Origin of the sequence: Microcoleus harperi Pol14_C6 (assembly GCF_036701295.1) — a bacterium.
Classification (GTDB): domain Bacteria; phylum Cyanobacteriota; class Cyanobacteriia; order Cyanobacteriales; family Microcoleaceae; genus Microcoleus.
This window is the reverse complement of sequence record NZ_JAUBQN010000060.1, coordinates 1-26124: the sequence shown is the minus strand read 5'-3', so window position 1 is coordinate 26124 and position 26124 is coordinate 1. Positions and strand designations below refer to the sequence as shown.

The following is a 26124-nucleotide window of genomic DNA, read 5'->3' as shown; positions in this document are numbered from 1 at the left end:
CTGCCTATCTTTTTTGAGCACACATTGGCTCAATCCTTACCAACTCTGGGTTTGAGCCTGTTTGTCACCCCCCCAGGTTTCGTTGACTAGCTTCTCTAAATAATGTTTCTAACAATTATTGTCCGTGTTTGGCGGTTTCCTCGTAAGTGTGCCGATTGCAAGGCTATCTGATATCCGTAAATTAACGCAAGCTGACAACAAAAAGTTTATCTTATTTTGACCACTGGACGATCGGAGTATAATAGCTATTCATGGGCTATAATACTTAAAATTACCAAGCTCACTTAAATTATATGAAATATAAAGATGGATTATTTAAAATGGAATAATTCAATCGCAGCTCATTTTTTCAAAAATGAAATGGCAGGGCGCAGCGTTCACCTGTATGTCACAGAGGAACTAATAACAGATATTGGTCAAAACTACGGTGCGGATCTTCCCGATTTTATTAAGGCAGTTAAGGCTGGTCCTATTGGGATGCAAGGGAAGGGCATCTGCGAGAAAGCCTTGCAAAGTATGGATGACTGGAAGTACCGACACGGACAAAAAGGTTATCCTCTTTACATCGGCTATTTGGCGCTATTCGTCCTCGCTGCTGGTATCGAAGAAGATTTTGCAGCCCATGCCTACTACCGCCGTCTCCGGGCATTACTGCGTGAACAATCTACATCTGGACAGTATCGAGGCTTCGACCAGATGAGGAGGCTTTGGGATGACTTAGCGCGGTGGGCAAATGAATACACATCAGGTGAAGTAGGGATCTTCAATATCAACAGTGCTGGGCGTCGGATTCATGTTGGCATACCCATCGCCCAAACTCTTTTGACTGAAAAAGAGCGTCGCGCACTACCTGCTATATTTGCGGCTGCTGACTTAGATCCTGTTTCACATCCTAATGAGGGGGCGATCGCACTTTTGTTAGCCAAGCACGGGCGTAAACAACTGCGATCACCGACGCTGCGCTTATTAGAAGAAACCAGCGACAGTGACGAACATCGCCAAGCATTGCTCGAATGGATTATTGATGAATTGCGTGGTTGGGATGGAACTGCTGAAGTTTCAGATCGAACACAGATTTACGCACTTTTGAGATTGTGCTGCCAACTCGATACAATTGCCAAACGCGCCACCCTAAGCTTGCGTTGCAGTACCAAACACGAATTTCCAGAAGACGATTTATTGTTATTTTTAGATGGTAATTGTCAGCCTTTCTCTTGTTACGAAGATAGTGGGGGTTGGTCTTCACCTCTGATATCTGAATCAGACGGAAAACCACTGGTTGCCTCTGAATTTGATTGGTTGAAAGGTTTGCAAGTGCGATCTGATGACTCTAAATGGTGTTTTAGGCTGCCAGCATCACCCATTCGAGTATTCGTTGATGGAGGGAGTCAGGGATTACCGGGATTTGTAGAAGTGCGACAGTTGCCGATTGAAAAGCCATTTTATTTAGCAGCTCATCAAGAGTGTTTGGAATTGCTGACAAGATGGGGAGACTCTAGCTGTCAAGACTTTGAAAATTTGCAAATCATAAATGGTTTGCCCAGTGGGTGGCACTTCTTCAAAGCGAAGGTGGCTTGCAGTGACGAGCTTGTTAAACGAGAATACCCAATCTTAGCTTTCCCGACTAATGTACGGCTAGAGTTAGCTGGGGGAATCCGCCTGGCAAAAGGTAATAAATTCTTTAAATTTGCCCCGCCGAAATTGGTGCTGCAAGGTGGCAGCGAATCAATAAAAGTATATTGCAACGATCGCCTATTAGATTCCACGGAAGCAGCAGATATTTATGAACTGCCAGCCGATACTCCAGCGGAAACAAACTTGCTAATTGAAGCACGCAGTGGAGAGGATATTATCAGGCGCTGTTCTCTGTTATTGGTAGAAAACTATTCTTTGCCATCCCAAACCAACGCCCAACAGTTCGATCGCTTCGGGAAGCTCCAGACACGGGATAATGGGAGCGCGGGCGTTGCTGGCGCATTTGTGCAGGGCCTTGATTTCCCAGACTTTAACTTCAACACTTTTTTACCAATACAAGGAAAGCAGCGGATTTTCTTTGTTGGTAAAGAACCAGGTCAAATAGCAATTTGGCCTGGGGAATCACTGCCTACAAATTGGGAGCCTGTTTGGGCTATTTCTAAAGGTCGCCATCGCGGTCAAGTAATGTTTTGCAGCACCAATTTAGCCGATTCACAACCGTCGATGTCAAAGTGCAAAGATCGCAAGAAGATGCGGGCATGGAAAGAAATATTGTGGCACGACCGCAAGAAAATTTCCCCGCCCGATCGTTCTAATTTGAAAGTATTGTGGCAACAGTTTCAAAAGGAGGCAGAACGTGTCTGAAAATAGCGAAAAACTGCTGTACATTATTTCTGCAAAAAAGGAAGTTGCTTGGCTATCTTTTAAGGAAACCTTTGATTATTTGTATAATCTTGAGACGGGTGTGAGGGAGGAAAACACAGACAAAGACGGAATTAAGAATAAAAGATTTCAAGTAATTCGCGCTCTCGATTCTCTGGGTCACTGTGACTTTAATTTTAGCGATGATAGCAGTAAGAATAAGGTTTATGCAGCTCCTCCTGTATTGGTGCGATTGCCAAGTGCCGGCTTTCCTCAAGCCATTTTAGCGGGAGCGCGATCGCCTGCTACTATCCAACAATTATCAGACGCTTGTCACTCTGTGGGAACTCACATCAACGTTGAAATCAAGGAACAAGCGAGTGAATGGGCGCTGATACCGAAGCGAGTGGCTGTACAAGCAGAGGATGTGAGGGAATTAGAGGCGATCGCATCTTCTGTCGGCATACATTTTATCGAAACGCCTTCAGCTTGGTCTTTGCTGCATTTTGCCGCGAGTATTGACGACTACTTAGCTACCCTCAAATGGTCTAACGATCCCGAATTGACCTGGAAGCGCGAAACCTTTGAACCTAATTCATTACAATTTAAACCCCCCAAAGAAACAGACATTAATATCCGTATCAGCCGATACAGTCATCCCTCCCGAAACACAAAAATTTGTTATCTTTGGCAAGACGGAAGGGGTACGGAAATAGACCTTGATTGGGGAAGGTATGCTATGCTCAAAGCACTGCGGCTGAATGTTCTGATCTACGACAAACGCAGATTCACTATGGCAGTACCAGCCAGCGCGAAACTGCCGCGACTCCTAGAAAGAGCCTTAACCCTTTGTTCGGGTTATGCAGCAACATATGTAAAAAAATTGCCGTCCACTAACCCGCAAATTCAGGGATTCAATTTATTCTCCGCTGTACCACCTCAAATAGCAGAGATGACCGCAGCTAAATTAGGGCAAACACTCTTGCAGCAATCTTTAGATATAACAACATTATTATAACAACATAGTGAGATAATTTATGCACGACCCAATTAACGCCTTTAACACAATCCGCGATAACTTCTTACTGTACATAAAAACTGCTTTCGCAACTCAATTCCCCGAAATAGAACAAGAACGGGAAAAGCGACTGCTGGAACCAGGCGTATTTTACCAAGAACCTTGGATTGAACCGTTAGCCCGCTATCAGCGTTCTGGAAAAACTATCCACGAGCTTGAATTATCAGATGTTCCAGGCTTAGATGAAACAGCCATTCAAGACTTCAAAGAACTAGCCTCGTGCGGACTGGTTGGCCCTTACGAACTCTACAGTCACCAAGCGGAAATGCTCCGCAAAGCATTAGAGGGGCAAAATGCAGTAGTAACGGCCGGTACCGGATCGGGAAAAACAGAATCTTTCCTGTTGCCGCTGTTTGCTTACCTTGCTAAAGAATCAAGAACGTGGGATGCTCCTGGAGCGCAACCAGCTCGCCTCAATGACTGGTGGGAAAACGAGGCTTGGCAAAATCAATGCAACCCGACGGTAAATAAAAGACGCCGACAGCAGCGTTCTTGTCGCGTCTCACAAAGAGAACATGAAAACCGCGATGTCGCTGTTCGGGCAATGATTTTATACCCGATGAACGCCTTAGTTGAAGACCAGCTAACTCGACTTCGCCGCGCCCTCGATTCCGATTTAGCTAGAGAGTGGTTTCAAAATAATAGAAACGGAAACAGAATTTACTTTGGAAGATATAACGGAGTTACACCCGTACCGGGGCATGAAATTAACCAGCACAACAACCCCAACACAAACAAAATAGAAGAACTGGTCAAGGGTATGCAGCAGATGGCTGTATCGGCTCAAGCTGCTGCTATTTATGCTGGTGAAACAGAGAATGACGAAGTGCAATTCTTTTTTCCTAAGTTGGATGGTGCAGAAATGCGATCGCGCTGGGATATGCAAGATGCTCCGCCAGACATCCTAATTACAAACTATTGTATGCTCAGTATTATGTTGATGCGGGATGTCGATCGAAATATATTTGACAGAACGAAAGAATGGTTAAAGAAAGAGGGCAGCGTCTTTCACTTGATAGTAGACGAGTTGCACCTCTACCGGGGAACTGCTGGAACAGAGGTAGCATATCTTTTGCGGCTGTTGTTGGAACGCTTAGGACTTCATCCAGGTCATCCCAAGCTAAGAATTCTCGCTTCTAGCGCATCTCTCGATCCAAATGATGAGAACAGCCTAGAATTTTTGTCGCAATTCTTTGGCACAGAATGGCATCCCGAACAGATTATTCCTGGCTGTTCAGAACCAATTCCAGCAATCGAAAGTGAAGATTTCCTTTCTAGCGAACCATTCATTGCTTTAGCGGAATTGCCCCATGCTAATAACCCAGAAACCTTAGCAGAAACACCCGAGTATCACACCTGCCGCGAAATTCTCGAATCTGAAACTGTCCCGGTTAATGCCAGAATGCTAAATGCCTGTACTGATGCTTCAGGAGAAACTCGCGCTGTATCGCTAACTCAATTTGCCAGCGGAATCTTCGGCAATGATTTGGAACATAACACCTTGCGGCTAGCAGCAAGGGGTTTGCTCATGGCTCGCGGTTTATATAATGGCCCGTCGCCGCTACCATCCTTCAGACTGCACTGGTTTTTCCGAAATATTGAAGGGTTGTGGGCTTGTATTAAACCGGGCTATCGATTCAACGGCGAACAAACCCGACCTGTTGGCAGGTTATTTGCACAAAATCCCCCTATCCGCTGGGGAAATTACCGAGTTTTGGAGCTGCTTTATTGCCAACAGTGCGGCACGATTTTTCTGGGTGGAAACCGCCTGTTACTGCAAAACAATCAAGGCTGGGAACTATTGCCTACAGAACCAGATATTGAAGGCATTCCTGACCGTCAAGCTGCAAGGTTTTTGGAGCGGCGGACCTACCGAGAATTTGCTATATTTTGGCCGTTCAGAACTCTTAATGCAGATGTCCCTAACTACTGGAATCAGCCATCAAGACAAGAAGAGCGAGGACAGAGAGCTTATTGGGATATAGCGGCGCTAGACACCCGCAGTGGTCGAGTTATTTTAGGAGATCCACCTACAGATACACCAGCTAACCAATGGGTGAGAGGCTATATTTTTAACTTGCGGCAGGCGCAACTGGAAACGCAGGAAAATATAGGAGCGTTACCTTCAATTTGCCCTTGCTGTGCAGCCGACTATAGCAGGCGACAAACTCGAAGATCGCCGATTCGCGCCTTCCGTACGGGCTTTTCTAAGGTCAGCCAACTGCTTTCTAAGGAACTATTTTATCAGCTACCGAACACTGAAGAATCCCGAAAATTGGTAGTATTTTCTGACAGCCGCGAAGATGCCGCTTCAATATCAAATGGAATCGAGCGCTCGCACTACGAAGATTTAGTACGAGAAGCCCTATTAGATGAATTTACACAGATAGCGAGCGGTGAATTTCAACTGTTAGAAGACCTGCAACAATACAGCCAGCCTATGAGGCCTGGAGCCATTCAATTTGCAGACCGAAATCCCAATCGCGTTGCGGAATTACAGCAGCAGATTGAGTTGGGTAATATGATTTTACCCGCTGGACTTCCTCCTATAGCATTACAAACACTCCAGGTACAGCGCGACAGCGCGCAAGCAGCACTTAACGAGATTCAGCAAAGAGGAAATACGCGCACAGTGCCTCTGAGAGTGATGTTTGAAGGCGAAAATCAAGCTCCTGGTTTGCTAATTCAGCGCTTGGCAGCTTTGGGCGTCAATCCTGCTGGTAACGACATTCTTTATCAAGAGTACGAATATGACAAGCACTGGCATCATTGGACGGAGTTGTTTGATTCCGACTTGACCTCTCCTAGATGGCGATCTGACTTGTCTCCTGCTGCACAGGAACGACGAGAAAATAGACTTCGCCCCAAAGTTCAGTCTGAGGTTTGCATACCCCTATTCAGTCGCCTGTACTTTGGCATTGAGGCGTCGGGCTTGGGCTACGTCCGCCTCAATTTAGCGCCAGAAACAGTCGATAACTTGGCTGTTCAATGCGGTGCTTCAGCCGAAGTATTTGAAAGTATCTGCGACGGATGTCTGCGAGTTTTAGGCGACTTGTTTCGATACGAGCAAATCGATTCGCAGTTTCCGATCCACGAATGGCAAAATTGGAATGATGCTCGCGCAAAATTGCGTAATTATGTCAAGGAGAGCGCTGCACAGAACGGACTTTCGGATCAAGAATTGCGTCAGTCATTGTGGTCAGCTATTTGCGATCGAGGCCAACACAATTTCTTTATTCTTAATCCCCGGCATTTATGGGTGCGAGTGGGTATTCCTGACGATCCGGTGTGGCAGTGCGACTCCTGCGGACGCCCTCACTTACACCGTGCGGGCGGTATTTGTACCAATTGTCTCTCCCAGTTGCCCCCATTGCCTAACAAAACTTGTGCAAATTTGCGCGCTCGCAATTATTACGCCAAAGAAGCCATAAATCAGCGCCAACCCTTGCGACTCCACTGTGAGGAATTGACAGGACAAACCGACGATCAGGGCGAAAGGCAGCGCCATTTCCGCAATATTGTGGTCAATACTCCCAATCAGGAACGGCAGTTTATCCCTCAGGTAGATACCATCGATATTTTAAGCGTTACTACTACGATGGAAGTCGGAATTGATATCGGCAGCTTAATGGCTGTGGTGATGGCAAATATGCCACCGATGCGCTTTAATTACCAACAGCGAGCTGGACGTGCGGGGCGTCGCGGTCAAGCTTTTGCTATTGTGTTGACCCTTTGCCGAGGCCGCAGCCACGATGAATTTTATTACCAATATCCTGAGAGAATTACTGGCGATCGGCCACCTGTTCCTTTTTTGTCAATGTCACAGGTTGAAATTGCGAGGCGTTTATTAGCAAAAGAATGCTTGCGGCGAGCATTTTTAAATGCTGGCGTTCAATGGTGGGAAAGTCCAACACCGCCAGACAGTCACGGGGAATTCGGCACAACTGAGGCATGGCGAAACGATCGAGAACGACGCGATCGAGTTGGCTGCTGGCTAGAAACTTCTTCTGATGTTAATGAGGTGGTAAACGCGCTGCTTGTAAATGTTGCAGGCATCGACCCGGTTAAATTTGAATTGTTTGCCCGCCAAGAGTTATTTCAACAGATTAACAATTGCGCTAATAATTTGGAATTGGCAGGAGACGGGTTGGCAGAACGTCTTGCTGAAGGCGGAATTTTGCCCATGTACGGTATGCCTTCAAGGGTGCGGGATTTGTATCACGGCGTCAACAAGACCAGGAAGCAGCTTTATAAAATTGACCGAGATTTAGACTTGGCAATTACGGAATTTGCGCCCGGATCTCAAAAGACCAAAGACAAACGCATTTATACATCCATTGGTTTTACTGCCCCGTTGCTTTGGGAGCAAAAGTTGCGTCCCGCCAACGGTGAATCTCTTTCTCAACGTAACTGGATGTTGAGGTGCAGTCGCTGCCAGTTTACGCAAACCTCCGATCGTGAGTTTCCAGACGAAGTGTGTCCCAACTGCGCGGCAACTGAAGATGAGGGATTCCGAATTTTTCAATGGGCTGTCCCCTTGGCTTTCCGTACAAGCCTAAGTCGCGGCTCTGATGCTAGAGATGAAGATGAATTGATAGTTGCTGTTGCTGGCAGTGTAGCAGAGTCACAACCTCAACATTTTGAGAATTTTGAGCTCATAGAAAACACAAATACTAATGCTACATTTGCAAGGACAGGTCGCGTTTTCCGCGTCAATGACAATCGAGGTCTTCTTTTTCGCGGAGCAATGGGAACAGCTTCCTTAACAAGAAATTGGTTGGAGTTACCCACTCAGTGGATTGACGATCGCTTCCAACAAGGTGGCAACGCGGGGGTGCAATTTCAGTCACAAGGAGAACCAGAGGCGATCGCGATCGCAGCCCCAAAAACAACAGGTGTTTTGCGAATTAAACCTGCTGCAGTACCTCCTGGTTTGTGTCTAGATCCGCTTGCGTTTGGCGCTGCCGTTAAAGCCGCGTTCTACTCAGCGGCTTTCACTGTCCGTTCTGTTACTGCTGAGGAGTTAGACATCGATCCAGAAGAATTAGAAGTGAGCGGTTTGCGACAAGTTCAACTAGAGGATCGAAGAGTAGGAGAAATTGTAATTAGCGATCGCCTGCCAAATGGTTCCGGGTTTACCTATTGGCTTGCCCACCACTGGCAAGAAATCCTCTTCGGCATTGTGAATGCTGACCCTGAAGCTGACACCTTTGCAGGACATCTAATATCACCGCAACATCGCCATAATTGCGATTCTTCCTGTTACGACTGCTTGCGGCAGTACCGCAACATGAACTATCACGGCTTGCTGGATTGGCGATTGGGTATTTCCCTGCTGAGGGCGCTAGCCAACCCTGATTTTTCATGCGGTTTAGACGGAAATTTTGACTCTCCAGACTTAGAATACTGGCGAGAAAACGCTGTGTCCCTCCGCAATAACTTTTGTGCATCTTTCCACTATTGTGATCCCAGGGAATTCGGTGCTCTACCGGGTTTTGCAGTGGGCGATATCAGCGTTATTATCGTTCATCCTTTGTGGAATATAAATTGCCCTCAAGGCTTATTAAATGAAGCGAAGGAAGCTGCTGCTACAGTCTCCGCGCCCGATCGAATTCGATACCTAGATACCTTCAATCTCCTGCGGCGTCCAAGCTGGTGTTATCAGTCACTAGGTAATTAGAGCAACGCAGTCCCGTGCTGCTTTACCAGATGGCCTAAAGCGTGCAGAATCTTCTGTTTCGATCGACTCATCTGCCAATTTTCAGTCTCTGCGGACTATCGGTCTACGGACGATGTGTCACATATCTGGAAAGTTCGATCGCCCCAAATTCCCCATCCCGACTCAAGACGGAGGCCTCGCAGAGGTACAATAGGACGATCGCATTCCCCAACTCCCACCGTGATAGAGCGCTACACCTTGCCCGAAATGGGCAACATCTGGACTGAAACCGCCAAACTCAAAACCTGGCTGCAAGTAGAAATCGCTGTCTGCGAAGCTCAAGCCGAACTCGGCTACATCCCCGCCGCCGCAGTCGAAGAAATCAAAGCTAAGGCTAATTTTGACCCGAAACGAGTCCTGGAAATTGAAGCCGAAGTCCGCCACGACATGATCGCCTTCTTGACAAATGTCAACGAATATGTAGGCGATGCCGGCCGCTACATTCACCTCGGCTTAACCAGTTCCGACGTGCTCGATACCGCTTTGGCGCTGCAATTAGTCGCTAGCGTCAATATCTTGTTAGAACGTGTCGAAGAATTGAGTCAAGCTATTCGCTATCAGGCTCAACAGCATCGCAATACCGTCATGGTCGGCCGATCGCACGGAATTCACGCCGAACCCATCACCTTTGGCTTTAAACTAGCAGGATGGCTGGCCGAAGTCTTTCGCAACCGCGACCGATTAGTGAATTTGCAATCGTCCATTGCAGTCGGCAAAATCTCCGGCGCAGTCGGAACCTATGCTAATATTGACCCGCGAATTGAAGCGATCGCTTGTCAAAATCTCGGACTCGAACCCGATTGTGCATCGACTCAAGTCATTTCGCGCGATCGACACGCCGAATACGTCCAAACCTTAGCACTGTTAGCAGCATCGATCGAGCGTTTTGCAGTAGAAATCCGCAACCTGCAACGCACCGACGTTCTCGAAGTCGAAGAATTCTTTTCCAAAGGGCAAAAAGGCTCATCCGCCATGCCCCACAAACGCAACCCGATTCGATCGGAAAGACTCACAGGAATGGCGAGAATCGTCCGCGCCAACGCCGTCGCAGCCTTAGAAAACGTTGCACTTTGGCACGAACGAGACATCTCTCACAGTTCCGTAGAACGGATGATTTTGCCCGATAGTTCCACTGTCACCCACTTCATGTTAGTAGAAACCACAGACTTAGTAAAACATCTGCTAGTCTATCCCGAAAACATGAAACAAAACATGAACCTTTACGGCGGAGTCATCTTCAGCCAGCGGGTGATGTTAGCTTTAGTAGAAAAAGGCACGAGTCGCGAAGACGCCTACAAAATTGTGCAATCTTGTGCTCACGAAGCTTGGAACAAACCGGGTGGCAATTTCTACAATTTAATTGCTAAGGACGATCGGGTAACAGCTAAGATGACGACCAAAGAAATTGATGATTGTTTCGATCCGCAGTATCAATTGAGGCACTTAGATTTAGTGTATCAGCGCTTGGGAATTTGAGGATAATTAACAATTAAAAATGACTCAGAGAGAAAAGAGAGCGAGTGTTCTCGCGCTTGTCCCACAGTCCGCCGGGGGTTAAAACCCCCGTCTCATAGCTAAAGTCGGTTAAAACCGACTGAAAGACTCATAAAATAAAAGTTTTAGAGAAATATTTCAGTCCTCATAACGAGGGCTTTAGCTATGAGACAGGGGTTGAAACCCCTGTCGGTCTGGCGGGCTGGCAGACAACATGAAAAGCGCGAAAATTCCCCAAAATATGAAATGTAAAAACTCTATTAAATATCCACTTAACAGAGCTATGAAATTCAACCGATTTACAAAATATTTAATTGTATTCGCTCTAATATTACTATCTACAACCATACTGAATTATACAATATCTATTCGCGCCCAGGAGCCGCCACAAGTGCAAATTACCCAACCAGAACCAAACCCAGTAGTACCTGAAAGTATTTTCATGAGTCAACTTCCCCCTTCGGCACGACTGGTTGACATCCGCACCGTAAATCCCAACATTCGCCTCGATATCCGATACGCCACTACTAACAATTTCTTGAAGAGAAAGCTTTACCCTATATCGAAATGCGCCTTGAGAAGTTCTGTTGCTCAACAGTTAGGGCTGGTTCAAACAGATTTGGAAAAAATCGGATTGGGTTTGAAAGTTTACGATTGCTACAGGCCTTTCTCTGTGACTAAGCAAATGTGGCAAGCTTGGCCAGATCCGCGCTATGTTGCTAATCCTGCTAGGGGTTCGCGGCACAATCGTGGTGCTGCTATTGATTTGACTTTAGTCGATCGCACCGGCAAAGAATTAGAAATGCCCACACCTTACGATGATTTTACCGAAAAAGCTCACGGAGATTATCAAGGTGGCAGCGTGGAATCTCGGAAAAATCGTCAAGTGCTTAAGGATGCGATGAAAAAACACGGATTTATGAGTATCACAACTGAATGGTGGCACTTTGATTCGGAAGATTGGCAGAAATTTGCGATTCTTGATATCTCACTTGCCGAGATTCCTTAATTATACTATTTATTAAAAATCGCAGATCCGGATAGGGGCAGGGCAGTGCCTGTTCCCACAGAGGTCAAGTAAATTAGCGCAATTTAACCGAAAATTCGTAATCGTATCCCCGGAAATTAGAGTCTAATTGTAATGTGTAATTGCCTGTTACTGGGACTTTTCCAGTCCACTCTGTTTCATTGCCTTGATAAGGAGCTCCAGCTAAAAGTTTGCCACGAGGAGTTATAATTTGCGGGAAAACTTCTTGCCGATTCCTAACAGTCATTGTTTGACCTTTTCGGGCGCGAATCCGGTAAGAGTGGCTGCCGCCACCGATAATTCGACCTTTGACGATCGCCTCATCTCCTCCCGGCAGAAAATTAATCTGCTGGTTCACGTTAGAACAACTGCTTTCGGTGCGTTTTTTCGCAACCCAACCGGAAACTGGATCGGTAATTCGCAGCCAACCGTTTTGTTCTTCGGCGACTGAAACAAAGGTATTATTTTTAAGTTTTCCTACTATGTTGCTGCCACTTACTTGCGGGATAGATCGCACATTTAGCGGTGGATTCGGATCGCTGACTACCGCTTGGCTGATTTTGCAACCCGAATCTGGGGGTGTGACAACTACTGCCTCAACTTTTCGTGGAGAGACTCCTGCAACTAGCGAGGATTGAACAGCCGGGGTTTTTGCAGGTTGGGGTGGGGATTTCGGAGATTCTGCAGGCGGGGTTTGTGCTTGCACAGATTTTGGTTGCCGAGATTCAGGGTTGTTCGTCGGCCCTGCAATCTGGTTTCTGGTGGATGCCGGGGATTCTGCAAGGGGAAGATCGGATTGTTTCATCGCACCCGACTGTATAGTGGCAACAGCCACTCCCACCGCTGTTGCCAGTCCTGCTAAGCTTACTGTGATGATTTGAGCCTTCGTAAATGACATAAAAAACCCTCTCTGTATCTATACTAATAATTTTTGTTTGGGAGTTGGGGCGATCGCCAGTTAATTTACAGTGGAAATACCTAGTGCTGCCCACAGGGTCAGGATTTTTAGATAAAATTTCAGAGCCATAATTGTCGCAATAATTTGAGTCAATATATACTGGACGCCTATACTGATGGTAATCTTGCTCTGGGGTATTTGCGCGCAAATTTGCGAAGGTAAGCGTTCAGCGCGAGGTACATAAAATGTCAAAATTGATTCCTCTGAGATTACAACCTCCCCGCGATCGATTGTTGGAGGAGGTGAAGCAGGAAGTCCAAGCAGGACGATCGCAGTCTTTGCACGCGGCTGTGCTGGCTAACCTCAGTCAAGACTCGCAGCCTGTTGGTGTTAACCGCTGTTGGGATGTGGAAGTGAAAGCGGGCAACCGTCCGAGTTTTCGGCTTCCTCCCAAAGCAAGCATTGCTAAAGTCTTCGATCGCGCCGGCGGCAAATTGGTAATTTTAGGAGCGACTGGTGCAGGCAAAACTACGACGCTGCTAGAATTAGCTCGCGTGTTAGTTTCTCGCGCCCAAAAAGATGCTAGTTTGCCCGTACCAGTGCTGTTTGAACTCGGATCGTGGAAAGCAGAATCTGAGGCGATCGCAGATTGGTTAATTGCTCAACTTCAGTTCAAATACGGCATCTCTCCTGCTGTCGGCAAAAAATGGCTTGCCGAACAAAAATTGCTGCCTCTCCTCGACGGCTTGGACGAAGTAGAAACCCACCGCCAAAATATCTGTATTCAAGCAATCAATCAGTTTGTTGAAAGCGAATTTAAACCAAAACATTTAGTAGCTTGCAGCAGTTTTGAAGCTTACAAAAACTGCGAAACTAGATTTCGCCTGCAAGCCGCAGTTTTATTGAAACCTTTAACAGAAACTCAAATTAAAAATTATCTGCAAGAAGCCAGAAGCCGCGAACTTTGGTACAGCATTGAGCGCGAGCCGGAGTTGTTGAAAATAGCAAAAGTTCCCTTGCTTTTGAGCATGATGGCTCTGGCTTACGACGATATTTTAATCGAAGCTTGGAAGCGGCTAACTTCTGCCGAAGAACAGCGCAAATATCTGTTAACTGCCTATATTCGCCACCAAATGACCGGACAAGTCAAGCAGTATCCCAGAGGTAAAGAACTGCGGCCGGAACAAATTCGCCACTGGCTGGGATGGTTGGCCAGAAGGATGGAACAGCAAGGAATTCAAGAATTTTACCTCGATCGCATACCGTCTAGCTGGCTGCAAACAGACGAGGAACAGCGCAAGTATCAGTTGGGAGTTAAGCTGGTTGGCGGGCTGATTTGGGTAATTTTAGGATTAATTGCCAGCCTAGTCTCCGGGTCAATTTGGGGAATAATTGCGGGTGCTGTTGCTGCGGTAATTAGTGCTTTTTTGCCGGGAATTCCGGGGATTGAAAGTTTTATATTGCGCCTGGTGCTGTGGTCGAACGGCTACATTCCTTGGGATTACAAGCGTTTTCTCGATGCTGCGACCGATCGCCTGCTGCTGCAAAAAACAGGCGATCGGCGCTATCGATTTATTCACGATTTATTGCAAAAACATTTTTCAGAGATATAAATATCGGAGCTTGACAAAATTAAATAGTTATGATAGTGGTTTTGCCCATTATGCACGGTTCCATTACCGAATTTGCGATCGACTCCTAGATCGACACCCCCGAAAGGTTAAGATTCTAATCTGACCCTCCTGCAATTATTGCTTCACCTCCTATGGCAGAAACCTTATTGTTCAACGCCCTCCGCGAGGCGTTAGACGAAGAAATGGCCCGCGACTCCGCCGTATTCGTACTCGGCGAAGACGTAGGTCAATACGGCGGTTCATACAAAGTCACCAAAGACCTCTACAACAAATACGGCGAACTTAGAGTTCTCGACACCCCGATCGCCGAAAATAGCTTTACGGGTATGGCAGTAGGCGCAGCAATGACGGGACTGCGGCCGGTCATCGAAGGCATGAACATGGGCTTTTTGCTGCTGGCCTTCAACCAAATTTCCAACAACGCCGGAATGCTGCGCTACACATCCGGTGGCAACTTCAAAATGCCAATGGTAATTCGCGGGCCAGGCGGCGTGGGCCGGCAACTCGGCGCGGAACACTCCCAGCGCCTAGAAGCATATTTCCAAGCAGTACCGGGTTTGAAAATAGTCGCCTGTTCGACTCCCTACAATGCCAAAGGACTCTTAAAATCAGCCATCCGCGACGACAACCCGGTTCTGTTTTTCGAGCACGTCCTTCTTTACAACCTCAAAGAAAATTTGCCCGAAACAGAATATTTAGTGCCGCTGGACAAAGCAGAAATTGTGCGATCGGGCAAAGATGTCACTATCGTGACATATTCGAGGATGCGGCACCACGTCATGCAAGCGGTACCCGCACTCGTAAAAGAAGGTTACGATCCAGAAGTAATCGACCTCATTTCTCTCAAACCCCTGGACATGGAGACCATAGGCGCATCCATTCGCAAAACTCACAAAGTAATTATTGTAGAGGAGTGCATGAAAACAGGAGGCATCGGTGCCGAATTAATTGCTTCGATTAGCGATCGATTTTTTGACGAGCTCGACGCACCAGTTTTGCGCCTGTCTTCACAAGATATTCCCACACCTTACAACGGCAATTTGGAAAGACTGACAATTGTCCAGCCTACTCAAATTGTCGAAGCAGTCCAAAAAATGGTAGCTTTGCGAGTATAAATAGTGATTAGTCAGTAGTCATTGGTTGACTGTTGACTGTTGACTGTTGACTGATGACTGTTGACTGATGACTGATGACTGATGACTAAAATCGGCCAACCGCCAACTGCCAACTGACAACTGCCAACTGACCAATGACTAATAATTAAATATGCAAAAACAACGTTCAATATTAGCCCTAATTTTTGTTTTAATCATCGCCGCTATTACTGTAATAGTAACAATTCCGACGCGGCTGGGATTAGACTTGCAAGGAGGGTCGCAACTCACAATTCAAGTAAAAACTACCCCCACAATTCCCAAAATTGACCAGGGAATGTTAGAAGCTGTGCGGCGGATTGTCGAAAACCGCGTCAACGGTTTGGGTGTTTCCGAGGCATTAGTCCAAACAGTAGGAGAAGACCAAATTCTCGTGCAGTTGCCCGGAGTAAATGACCCACAGCAAGCAGAACGAGTCTTGGGTGGCACCGCCAAGCTAGAATTTCTGGAACAACTGCCCGGAACAGAAGCACAATTAGGCATTGAAAGGCAGTTGCAGCAGGAATTACTCGCCAAACAAGCAGAATTGAAAACTAGCCCGAATGAGGCAGCAGTTAAAGAAAATCAGGCTGCTTTGAAAAGAAGCAATGAGGCGATCGCCAAACTATTCAAAAGCAGCGGCCTCGGTGGTGAAAACCTCAAAGACGCTCAACCTCAACCCTTGGCCTCTGGGAACAACTGGAACGTTGCTCTTGTTTTCGATACCAAAGGAGGCGAACTATTTGCCCAACTTACTAAAAATTTAGCCGGCACCGGACGCACAATCGGCATTTTTCTCGATGACAGAATGATCAGTTCTCCAGTCGTCGGCGTTGAATTTGCCCAAACAGGAATTACAGGTGGGAGTGCCGTAATTCAAGGCAACTTTACAACGCAAGAAGCCAACGATTTAGCAGTGCAATTGCGGGGCGGTGCTTTGCCGGTGCCTGTAGAAATTGTAGAAAACCGCACGATCGGCGCTAGCTTGGGTAAAGACAGCATTCAAAGCAGTATTAACGCAGGTATAGGTGGCTTAGTTTTAGTCTTGATTTTCATGGTTGCCTACTATCGACTCCCCGGCGTAATTGCCAATATTGCGCTGTTAATTTATGCTCTGTTAACTTGGGCAGCTTTCGTGCTTTTGGGAGTGACATTAACGCTGCCGGGAATTGCTGGTTTTGTGCTCAGCATCGGGATGGCCGTGGATGCTAACGTGCTGATTTTTGAGCGCACGCGGGAAGAGTTGCGGGCAGGGAAATCGCTTTATCGATCCGTCGAATCGGGTTTTTACCGCGCTTTTTCCAGCATTTTAGACGGCAACGTCACAACAGTTATTGCTTGTGCTGCTTTGTTCTGGTTGGGCGCTGGTTTAGTTAAAGGGTTTGCTGTAACTCTGGCATTGGGGGTGGGAGTGAGTATGTTTACTGCGCTCACTTGCAGTCGCACTCTGCTGTTCGTAGTATTGAGCTTTCCAGCATTGCGGAAACCTCAGTGGTTCTGTCCTAATTTGTCCAAAACTGCTAATAGTTAACTGTTGACTGTTGACTGTTGACTGTTAACTTCTTCCTTCCTTCTTACATCCGTTACATCCGTTACATCCGTTAAGCTGAGGCGTATCTAAATTTGACAATCAAATTCGAGCAAATTCTTGTGGGGTGGGCGTCCCGCCCGCCCAAAAATACAATTTAGATGCGTAACAGCTTACATAATCCGTTGCCGAACTTCCCTCTTCCTTCAAATTATGAAATTTAGTGTAATCAAATATCGATCACTCTGGTGGAGTATTTCCGCCGCTATAATCCTCGCAGGTATAGTGTCGATGGCCATTTCTTGGACTCGTCCCGACATCCGCGCACCACTGCGCCCCAGTTTGGACTTTATCGGTGGCACTCGGCTACAATTTGAACTCGACTGCACGAAACCGGGAAATTGTAAACCCATCGATCTTGCTGCTGTCCGCGAAGTGCTGGACGCCCAAGGTTTAGGTGGCAGCAGCATTCAAGTTATCGGCAAAGAACAACGAGGTTTATCGCTGCGAACGAAAACCTTAGATGTCGAACAGCGGACTAATTTACAAACAGCTTTGAGCGAAAAGATAGGTGCTTTTGCTCCTCAATCTACTCAAATTGATACGGTTGGGCCTACCCTCGGTAAACAATTATTTACTTCGGGATTGTTGGCTTTATTTCTGTCCTTTGCTGGAATTACGGTTTATCTGACATTCCGGTTTCAGTTGGATTACGCCTTTTTTGCTTTCGTTGCTCTATTCCACGACGTGTTGATTACGCTTGGCATTTTCTCAATTTTGGGTTTAGTTCAAGGAGTGGAAGTTGACAGTTTATTTGTGGTCGCTCTCTTGACAATCATCGGTTTTTCTGTTAACGATACAGTGGTTATTTACGATCGCGTGCGCGAAGTAATTAAGCTGAATCCGGGACAGTCGATCGATCAAATTGTCGATGATGCGGTCATGCAGACGCTGGGCAGGTCAATTAACACGACGATGACAACGCTGCTGACTTTGTTTTCAATCTTTTTGTTTGGCGGCGAAACCCTCAAATACTTTGCTTTAGCATTGATTGTTGGCTTTATTGCTGGTGCGTATTCGAGTATTTTCATTGCCAGCACGCTGCTGGCTTGGTGGCGCAGTCGCACGGGCCACTCTATCCCCGTGCCCGCAGAAGGAATCAACCAGTCAGAGGAAGTTTAGTTGACTGTTAACGGTTAACTGTTAACTTGTTGACTTTTGACTGACTAATAACGAATGACTAATAACTAATGACTAATGACTAATGAAAGCGACGCCAATTTTCAAATTGAAGTCCAAAGGCTTCACAAACTAACAGTTTATGGCCGCTGGTTAACTGTGATATTGCTGTGGATTAGCGTCGGTTCTTTGAGCATTTGGGGTTTGCGCCGCGAAATCGCTTTGTGGTTAGAACACTTCACTTGGGCGGCGGTGCGCTACGGTTTATCTTTTAATCGGTGGCCGACTCTCGGTTTGGGTTTGTGCTTGGGAATGACTTTAGCTGTGCTAACTTGGCAAAGTCGCAATATGGTGCGAGGATTGCCTCTGCGGGAAAAACAGGGTTTGGAACAACAAGTTCGCCGGATTCGCCAGCGGGGGCCGAGTCATCCTTTGTGGAAGTGGGTTTGCAAAGTTTCGCGGTAGCCGACGGGCTTGATTCTTTAGTCTCAAGCTAGAAAAACGAAAGTTTGACTCTTAAGCGGTTTCAACGGCCGAGTCCCTAACTTTTCTTCCTTCTTCCTTCTTCCTTCTTCCTTCTGTTGTATCAGGCAAAGCGAGGCAAAATCTGTGCTACGGAAGACTGTTGAAGCGGAATTTCGATCGCAAATTCTGCTCCTTTTCCCGGTTCCGAAAAGCACTTCAATGCGCCACCGTGTTGGTTGACAACAATTTCATAGCTAATGGACAGTCCTAAACCCGTTCCTTGGCCGACCGGCTTAGTAGTAAAGAAAGGGTCAAACAGCCGCTTCCGAACATCTTCTGTCATTCCAGGGCCGTTGTCAGAAATTTTAATTAGTACCTTTTTTTTCTCAATTAACTCGGTGCGAATCCGAATCGTAGGAACCAGGCGGGTAGACTTACAAACTGATGATTGAGTCTTTGTACAAGACTGCTTTTCTTCGCCTGATTGCGACTTATTCGCGCTTTTTTTATCAACATTTTCGTGTTTATTAGACTCAACCAGAGCGTAAATTGCATTAAGTAAAATATTCATAAATACCTGATTGAGCTGTCCGGGATAGCACTGCACCAGTGGCAAGTCGCTGTATTCTTTGTGAATTTCTATCGCCTCCTGCCCCGCTTTCCCTTTAAGCTGACTTTGCAAAAGCATAATCGTGTTGTTGATACCCTCGTGAATGTTGACCTGCTTCATTTGAGCTTCGTCCAACCTGCAAAAATTCCGCAGCGACAAAACAATGTCCCGCACTCTTTCTGCACCTTGCTGCATGGAATTTAACACTTTCGGCAAGTCTTCAACTAAATAATCGAGTTCTATTTTTTCGGCTTCTGCTGCAATTTCCGGTATGAATTCGGGACAGTGCTGCTTGTAGATGTCGAGCATCCGCATTAAAGCTTGCGTGTACTCTTTAGCGTGGTATAAATTGCTAGATATAAAGCCGATCGGATTGTTAATTTCGTGAGCTACTCCTGCTACTAACTGCCCCAAAGAAGACATTTTCTCTGTTTGAATTAGTTGAGTTTGAGTGCGCTGAAGTTCCAGCAGGGCAAGTTCGAGCTGTTGGGCTTGATGTCTTAATTGCGCTTGCGACTCGCGCATCGCCACTGTTGACAACTCGTGAATTTGCAACTGAGAAAGCAGCAGTTGGTGTACGTCTAAAAGTTTGTAAGTTTCCGGTTCTACTTGTACTACAATTGGTTCGTGGATGAGTTCGGGCGATCGCTCCAAAGACTGCCGCACAGCAGTCATAATTGAGGTTTCGCGATCGAGAACCAACATATCCGTTTTAGTAAAGCGGTAGAGTATGAACAAAGGTTGTTGAGAAAATAACTCCAAACTGTAGGGGCGGCTCATGTGTTCAAAATAACGCCGCCGCGAAATCATCCCTATAAACTTTCCTTTCTGAGTGATGATGATGCCGGGAACTAAAGGGTTTGCTTGAAAAATTTTAGCAACTTCGTTCCCCGGACACTCAGACTCGAGGAGAAAGTCGTACAGGGTTAATTCCTGTAGAGTCGATCGCAAACCAAGCGGTGATTTCAGGGGACTCAACCCGTCATTTTCATACACTGCTCCCTCCTTTGGTAATTGGCAGTAGCGGTTGGGTGCTGGAGTATTGCTTACTATTTAGACGGCTTTTTCTATTTTTTTTATAGCTATGAAATGAACTCTACTCTGCTCGCTCAAATTGAGTTACTTCAGCAGAAATTTTTGGGTCTTAAATCGTGCGGGTGTCACACGAAACGATATTGCAGGTTAGATTAATTTAACAGCCGACACTCCTTTGAAACCTAATTATGTAGTAAATTTGACAGATCCCAGATTCTACTAATCCGAATATAGCAGTCATAACTATTTTTTATGTTTGATGACATTAATTTGGTTCAGATTGATAGACATCTGCGACCTGTGGTAGTACATTTGGTATTACCCCTTGCGTAAAATTATATTACAATAAGACAAGAATAGCGACAAATCGGCAGCCGATAACCTATTTGACTATTCAGGCCAAATCGGTTTCGGGGAATTGCCAAGAAATGTCAATTGTCAGTTTTTTCGTACAAATGCCGATCGCACTCAACCCTGGAATTATATTGTAGGTAGTCTTCCAGCCAGGGACAGCCGATGGCGAGCAATTTGTCAAGTTCGACAGCTTATACTTTACTAGCATCGAGCCTTCAAAGCTTCACCGACGAATTTTTCCCAGCCGATGCTAAAGTTGTGCGATCGCAACTAAACCTCACATTCCACACATCCGCTTGATGTGCCTTAAAAGTTTACAGAAAAGTAGCGTCGAGCCACCAACTTGATATTCAGATTCTGTCACTGGCAAATCGGATACGGAGAATCAAGAGGAAGCAGAAGGAAATAATAGTATTTTACCCGCCTTTTCCCCAACCTCCACTTCAATTTGAGGAAGTTGGTTTGGTTGCGATAGTATTTCGATTACGATTACTTCTCATCCCCCTTGATTTTAGGCAATTCTCATTAGAAACTCTAAGATGTTGATTTGAGGAACCTCGGGGGGGCGAGTTTGGTTGGGCGATCGCACTGAGTTAAATTCAAATGACATTTGAGGAAAGTAAGCGACGGTTTCCATGTGCGGTTTCCCGAACTAGAGGTGGTAATTGTATACACGGCGGGACGATCGTACTTTCAGTACAATGTCAGTATTTCAACCGATACACCTGTTGAGTCTGAGTTTTTGACAGTGTGAAAGTCCCTTTAATCCTTAGCCTGTCTGGATCGGAGGTTTTTGAAGAGTAGGGCGGTGCGAGGCCCAGAAGCAGACTGTTAACCAAGCGGCACTAGGGAAGTCGGCAGCTAGGGCCTACCGAGGAAGGATTTTAGGCGATCGCCGTTAAAGATCGAGAGAGAAAAGCACGATAGCACCAGCAGCAATATCACCCAAAAGAATGATTGATCGACAAAAAGTTGCGTGTTATATTTCTAAATAATTCTATACAAAAATACTTTTACCTAAAAGGAGAACAAAAAATGGACACACCTACCGATCGCGCCCAAGAACCAGTCGGGACAAGAGAACTCGAATCAATACCTGTATCTGAAAAAGTTTCTTCCCAAAAAGTTACTGACGTTAATTTTGAAACGACTCCTTTAGAAACCCCTGCTTATACTCAGCAAAAAGTTAGCGTCGAGGAGGTGAAAATTAACGGCGACGATTTGGTTGCTAAAGTTAAAGAACTGATTCACGAAGGAAATATCCGCCGCATCATTATCAAAAATGAAGAGGGACGGATTTTGGTAGAAGTTCCTCTGACGGTGGGAGTAGTCGGTGGAGTCATCGGTGCGGCGTTGTTTCCAGTCATTGCAGCAGTAGGAGCGATAGGTGCATTAGTCGCTCACATGACTATCATCGTTGAAAGAACCGAGTAAAAAAAATTCACTTGTTAGTAAGGCTCCTGTCCGGTTAATTTCCGGTAAGAAAGCTTGTTGGTCGTGAGTACGACTATCCTCTCTTGATGGATGAGAAAAAACTTGCCTTGATTACTAAAAACTTAATTCTGCTTATCTAACCGGACTTAAACAAATTTCAAGATAAACTGGCTTGATAAATAGAAAGCTAGTAACTGTTACTACTCCCTTTTCTTTTTTCCAGATTGCTCTAATGAATTGTCTTCCCATTCCGACCGTAAAGTGGCAACTTTTAAGGGTGTCATGAATCATCTATAGCAATCCTCGCATCATTTGTGAATTTATTACTTCCTCCCCGCGAGTTCGGGGAGGACTGGGGTGGGGTCAAAAATTTACGACTCTTGCGATTGCTATATGCTTGCAGAGCAAGCATTATAAATAACTAATTGAGCCGGTATTCTTTGTTGAAGTCCGGCTAATTCTATTCCTTTGGGGACTCTGGCAATCACTCTGAGGGTAGAGCCTGCTTAATACCTTGGCGAGTTAGATTTAATACACATGAAGGACAAACCAAAAGTTCTCTAAACTCCCTAAGCAGAAAGCTGTTAAGCATTTAAACTCGTATGAGCCAAACACCCAACGCTTACACCTGAATCTTGACAGTAAATCAAAATAAGTGATTTAACTGCTCAATAGCTTAGCTCAAGTTTTCAAACCAGGGCCTCTCCTACAGACAAATATTTTTTGAATAGTTGTGGCAAAGATAATTATGAAACCTAACGAAGAAAATAGCTCTAGCCGTGAAATTCATCAAGAAGTTCACACAGATGCAAGTAATGGTCACGTCAGTACAACCCGAACCACTACAAGTGTTCCGAGTACAACGGCGAAGGCTTCTAAAGAAGCAGCTCATCACCAAGGTTATGTACAGGGTGAAATGGCCGAAAACCACCGCCAACTTGGAGTCCAAGAAGTCCGCGATAATGAGAATGCGGGCCGCGGGTTACTGTTAGGGATTCTTCTTACTTCTTTGGTAGGCTTAGTTCTGGGCAGTGTATATTACTTCAATCGGGGCGAGGAGGCTCCTGCTCCTACTGCCGATCCTGTGATTGTTGTACCGAAAGCGAATCAGCCTTCAGCAACACCAGCTCCGACCCGGACTATAGAGAAAGAAAAAACGATCATTCAAAAGATTGTTCCGGTTCCGGTTCAACCATCTCCTGTTCAAAAAGCTACGCCTGCTCCTCAACCAAGTCCAGCTCAACAGGCAACTCCGGCTCCTCAAACAAGTCCGGCTCCCAATATCAATATTACAATTCCAAATTCACAGCAGCAAGATGCACCCGCTCAGGAAGCAGCGCCGTCTCCATCTTCGCCGTCAAATAATACCGATACTACGGTTCCGAATTCGCAGAGGGAGCCAGCTTCCACTCCGCCAACTCCAGCACCGGAGAGTTCAGCTACTCCATCTCCAACTCAAGATGATGGTGCTTCTGGAGCAGGTACGAGCGGCGAAACTAATACGGAAAGCCAGAGCAATTCTAATCCTACGGGTACGGCTGTACCTGATAGCAACTCCGGCGCAGAGGGTGCGGCTGGTTCACCGCAATAGAAGTTGGATGTCGAATTAGTCCGCCAGGGGTTCAAACCCCAGACTCATAGCTAAAGTCCTTTAAAGAGGACTTTTTTTATGGTTTAAACTGAGATATTGCACCATTGTCAATAAGCCTGCTATGGGTGGGATCTCTTCCCAAACACCTACTCCCCACAAGAAAACTCATTCTTTGTGGAACGGACCCCAGAGCCCGTTATTGAGAATGGTGCAACATCTCAGACTAACCGGACATTGTGGCTGAACTCAAGACACCAGGTTTCTGCGATGGAAAACTTTTTAAGATTGTGCCAACCTATCCTAAGAAACTGTTTGGTGAACTAATTTAACTTTCCCTAAAGCCGTCTTTCTGCTATCAAAAAGTTTCATCACGCCGGAGGAGATGGTCTCGATGACATCGGGAGCGCAGTAAGAGAGAAACTCTTCCGAGGAAGTAGGATCTGCAAAAAACTCTTGAGCTTTCTTCAACAAGTTTTCTGTTTCAGCAAAGCCGATAGATTTGATAATAAACGTAGAAACCGGGGAGTTTTTAATATCATAGCGCGATTCTTGATTGCGTCCTATTTCTAGCAGGTATAACACTTCTCTTTGCAACTGACTCTCTAGAGGATAGGCGATCTGTAGGTTGGGCAGGTAATCCTCCAAAACCGAGGTTTTAAATCCTGGTGTCCGCAATTCTCCCATCATCGTTGAAAGCGGAATATCGCGCCCCAAACGGTAGGAAAGAGCTTCTAAAATGGCGATGGTAATTAGCTTGACACCAAAATAAAGTTTAGCAACTTCGATATTTTTGCGAGTTCGGGCAATCAGGTTAGCGTAGGTTGCATCGTCCGGCTCTTGCCTAAACTGCTGGAAAACCAGTTCTGGTTTGAGGAACTTCAAAAATCCTTCCATTTTTTGCAGAGACCTGCGATATCCGGCAACCGTATAGGAATTGGCATTGGTCAATTCGTGGTTGGTTTCTGGCATCAAGTTCCAGGTATTGTCTAAGAAATTAGAGGAATTTGGAAAGGCAAAATTCTCTACATCCCGATTTGCTAACCTGACCGAGCGCTTGACAACTTCTACGGTTTGGGCATCGCTCCATCCCAAGTTAAAATCGCGGTTCGCACTTACCAAACGCTGGTGCAAAAGTTCGATCGCACTCAAACCGGTGGGCGAAACGGGACGAAAAGGGATAGTAGCTTCGATGCAAGCTGTTATCTCAGCGATCGTACTAGCTGGCAAAAAAGGCTCCAAAGATTTGGCAGCAATAACGGCACTCAAAAATTCGTTTTGGCCGCCAAACGGAGAGAGAGTCTTGCCGGGAATAAACCCAAAGACTGAGGCTACTAGGTGATACATGGCATCGTCGGGCAGTTCGCTTTCATCTCTAATCACTAACTGCGATCGCACCTCTTTGACAAAAGGACAAAGGGCGCTGCTAATATTGAAACTAACGCCATGATCGACTTGCACGTACACGAGGTCGTGAAACAGCGCAGCCAGCACCTCGATCGGATCGACTGACCCCCCGACCTCAAAAATGTGTTCCGACGTGTGAAAGGAGCGCCAAGGCCCTGTCATCGTTTGAATGATTAGCTCAGCTATCTGCTCCAGCTTTGGAATGTCTACTCGACCTCCCAATTGCTCGATCGAGCTTACCAAGCAATCCAAGCACCGTTTTTGTTCTGCCAAAAGCTCCATTTACACACCTCCAGTGCATTCCCTGATTGTCTTGCGCTTGATTGCATGGTATCAAAACGCGCTGCGATCGTGCCATGATTTGTCACTCAAAAATTTAAAATTTTAAGGTGAAACAGCGAGAGGGGGCCGGGGAAAGAGGAAGAGTGAGGAAGAGTGAGGAAGAGTGAGGGAGAGCGAGAGCGAGAAATTAAATATTAAAAATTCAGCCGTTGGGAAGATTGGTGCAACTGTGGTGATCGGTATCATAAATTACAGTAAAAAGGCCAAAAAGTGGATAAAAACTTGATAAATTTTTGATGAAATTATGAGGAATTTTTGACAAAAGCTGTGGGTGTGTGGCATTGACACCAGCTTCAAGCTGGGGTGGTATAAATACTGCGTGTTGCCTCAGAATAAGATTTGTAGACGTGGTGATAAACCTCTTGATATTTGCGCCGATCAACTTGAGTTGATTAACTTTCGGGCAGTTGGTCTAAAGCTGCCTCGATTGCCACTTTAATTACTGCCTTGGTTTCCTGTTGCCTCCCCCAATATACAGCATATTCCATGTATATATGATACACTCTATTTAGTACATAAGCGAAAAAAATGAAACCTTATTCGATTGAGTTGCGTGAGAAAATAGTTAAAATTTATGAACAAGGTGATACCTCAATTAGAAAAGTAGCCGCCAGATTTGATGTGAGTAAAGGGTTTGTTCAAAAAATTTTAAAACAAAAACAAACGACTGGTCATGTTCAACCCAAACAACAGGGTGGAAGCCTAAAAAGTGTCTTAAACTCGCGCCGGACTGAATTGACACTGATGGTAGAAAAATATCCGGATAGCACGTTGTCAGAACCCAAGTGAATATTGGCGTTTGCTCTACAACGAAGCTGTCAGCCCTAGCATGATGTGTCGTGAACTACAAAAACAAAATTTG

At 45.9% G+C, this 26124-nt stretch carries 18 protein-coding genes; 13 read left to right on the top strand and 5 right to left on the bottom strand.

Going from position 1 to position 26124, the window contains the following annotated elements; translation table 11 throughout:
• The first annotated feature begins 306 nt into the window (after nt 1–306).
• From QUA27_RS25550 to QUA27_RS25530, 5 genes are all read left to right on the top strand, one after another.
• Nucleotides 307–2340 carry a hypothetical protein gene (locus tag QUA27_RS25550; protein ID WP_333071641.1) on the top strand — a complete coding sequence of 678 codons (2034 nt, stop codon included), beginning with the start codon at nt 307–309 and terminating at the stop codon, nt 2338–2340.
• A complete protein-coding gene (locus QUA27_RS25545; RefSeq protein WP_333071640.1) occupies nt 2333–3355 on the top strand; it encodes a hypothetical protein in 1023 nt (340 codons plus the stop codon). Before QUA27_RS25550 ends, QUA27_RS25545 begins: the two co-directional genes overlap by 8 nt.
• Before the next feature lie 19 nt (nt 3356–3374).
• Complete coding sequence (locus QUA27_RS25540; RefSeq protein WP_333071639.1) at nt 3375–9095, top strand: DEAD/DEAH box helicase; 5721 nt, start codon at nt 3375–3377, stop codon at nt 9093–9095.
• Nucleotides 9096–9314: 219 nt separating this feature from the next.
• The gene (gene purB, locus QUA27_RS25535; protein WP_333071642.1) at nt 9315–10610 is read left to right on the top strand and encodes an adenylosuccinate lyase; all 1296 of its coding nucleotides are present in this window, start codon (nt 9315–9317) and stop codon (nt 10608–10610) included.
• Between the two features lie 301 nt (nt 10611–10911).
• The gene (locus QUA27_RS25530) at nt 10912–11637 is read left to right on the top strand and encodes a M15 family metallopeptidase (RefSeq protein WP_333071637.1); all 726 of its coding nucleotides are present in this window, start codon (nt 10912–10914) and stop codon (nt 11635–11637) included.
• 73 nt (nt 11638–11710) lie between these two features.
• Here the strand turns inward: QUA27_RS25530 and QUA27_RS25525 are convergent, their stop codons facing one another.
• On the bottom strand, nt 11711–12553 hold the full coding sequence (locus QUA27_RS25525) for an SH3 domain-containing protein (protein ID WP_333071634.1): 843 nt from the start codon (nt 12551–12553) through the stop codon (nt 11711–11713).
• 245 nt (nt 12554–12798) lie between these two features.
• Between QUA27_RS25525 and QUA27_RS25520 the strand changes: the two genes are divergently transcribed.
• From QUA27_RS25520 to QUA27_RS25500, 5 genes are all read left to right on the top strand, one after another.
• The gene (locus QUA27_RS25520) at nt 12799–14166 is read left to right on the top strand and encodes an NACHT domain-containing protein (RefSeq protein WP_333071633.1); all 1368 of its coding nucleotides are present in this window, start codon (nt 12799–12801) and stop codon (nt 14164–14166) included.
• Between the two features lie 152 nt (nt 14167–14318).
• Nucleotides 14319–15302 carry an alpha-ketoacid dehydrogenase subunit beta gene (locus QUA27_RS25515; protein ID WP_190740298.1) on the top strand — a complete coding sequence of 328 codons (984 nt, stop codon included), beginning with the start codon at nt 14319–14321 and terminating at the stop codon, nt 15300–15302.
• 151 nt (nt 15303–15453) lie between these two features.
• Nucleotides 15454–16851, top strand: coding sequence for a protein translocase subunit SecD (gene secD / locus QUA27_RS25510; protein ID WP_333071629.1), 1398 nt, complete (start codon nt 15454–15456; stop codon nt 16849–16851).
• Nucleotides 16852–17061: 210 nt separating this feature from the next.
• On the top strand, nt 17062–18030 hold the full coding sequence (secF, locus tag QUA27_RS25505) for a protein translocase subunit SecF (protein ID WP_333071627.1): 969 nt from the start codon (nt 17062–17064) through the stop codon (nt 18028–18030).
• Between the two features lie 75 nt (nt 18031–18105).
• Nucleotides 18106–18492, top strand: coding sequence for a hypothetical protein (locus QUA27_RS25500; RefSeq protein WP_333071625.1), 387 nt, complete (start codon nt 18106–18108; stop codon nt 18490–18492).
• A gap of 121 nt (nt 18493–18613) precedes the next feature.
• Here QUA27_RS25500 and QUA27_RS25495 read toward each other — a convergent pair whose 3' ends face one another.
• The 3 genes from QUA27_RS25495 to QUA27_RS25485 form a co-directional block, all read right to left on the bottom strand.
• Nucleotides 18614–20098: a sensor histidine kinase gene (locus tag QUA27_RS25495; protein ID WP_333071623.1), complete on the bottom strand. Its 1485-nt coding sequence runs from the start codon at nt 20096–20098 to the stop codon at nt 18614–18616.
• A gap of 608 nt (nt 20099–20706) precedes the next feature.
• The gene (locus QUA27_RS27535) at nt 20707–20772 is read right to left on the bottom strand and encodes a hypothetical protein (RefSeq protein ID WP_445251549.1); all 66 of its coding nucleotides are present in this window, start codon (nt 20770–20772) and stop codon (nt 20707–20709) included.
• Nucleotides 20773–21002: 230 nt separating this feature from the next.
• Nucleotides 21003–21128 carry a hypothetical protein gene (locus QUA27_RS25485; protein ID WP_333071619.1) on the bottom strand — a complete coding sequence of 42 codons (126 nt, stop codon included), beginning with the start codon at nt 21126–21128 and terminating at the stop codon, nt 21003–21005.
• A 398-nt stretch (nt 21129–21526) separates the two neighbouring features.
• Between QUA27_RS25485 and QUA27_RS25480 the strand changes: the two genes are divergently transcribed.
• Nucleotides 21527–21925 (top strand): DUF4342 domain-containing protein, encoded by a 399-nt coding sequence (locus QUA27_RS25480; RefSeq protein WP_333071618.1) that lies wholly within the window; start codon nt 21527–21529, stop codon nt 21923–21925.
• Between the two features lie 748 nt (nt 21926–22673).
• Nucleotides 22674–23516: a hypothetical protein gene (locus tag QUA27_RS25475; RefSeq protein ID WP_333071616.1), complete on the top strand. Its 843-nt coding sequence runs from the start codon at nt 22674–22676 to the stop codon at nt 23514–23516.
• Between the two features lie 300 nt (nt 23517–23816).
• On the opposite strand, the gene QUA27_RS25470 is transcribed toward QUA27_RS25475, so the two are convergent.
• Nucleotides 23817–25202 (bottom strand): hypothetical protein, encoded by a 1386-nt coding sequence (locus QUA27_RS25470; protein WP_333071614.1) that lies wholly within the window; start codon nt 25200–25202, stop codon nt 23817–23819.
• Between the two features lie 588 nt (nt 25203–25790).
• Here QUA27_RS25470 and QUA27_RS25465 point away from each other — a divergent pair.
• Complete coding sequence (locus QUA27_RS25465; RefSeq protein WP_333071612.1) at nt 25791–26051, top strand: helix-turn-helix domain-containing protein; 261 nt, start codon at nt 25791–25793, stop codon at nt 26049–26051.
• The last annotated feature ends 73 nt before the right edge of the window (nt 26052–26124 follow it).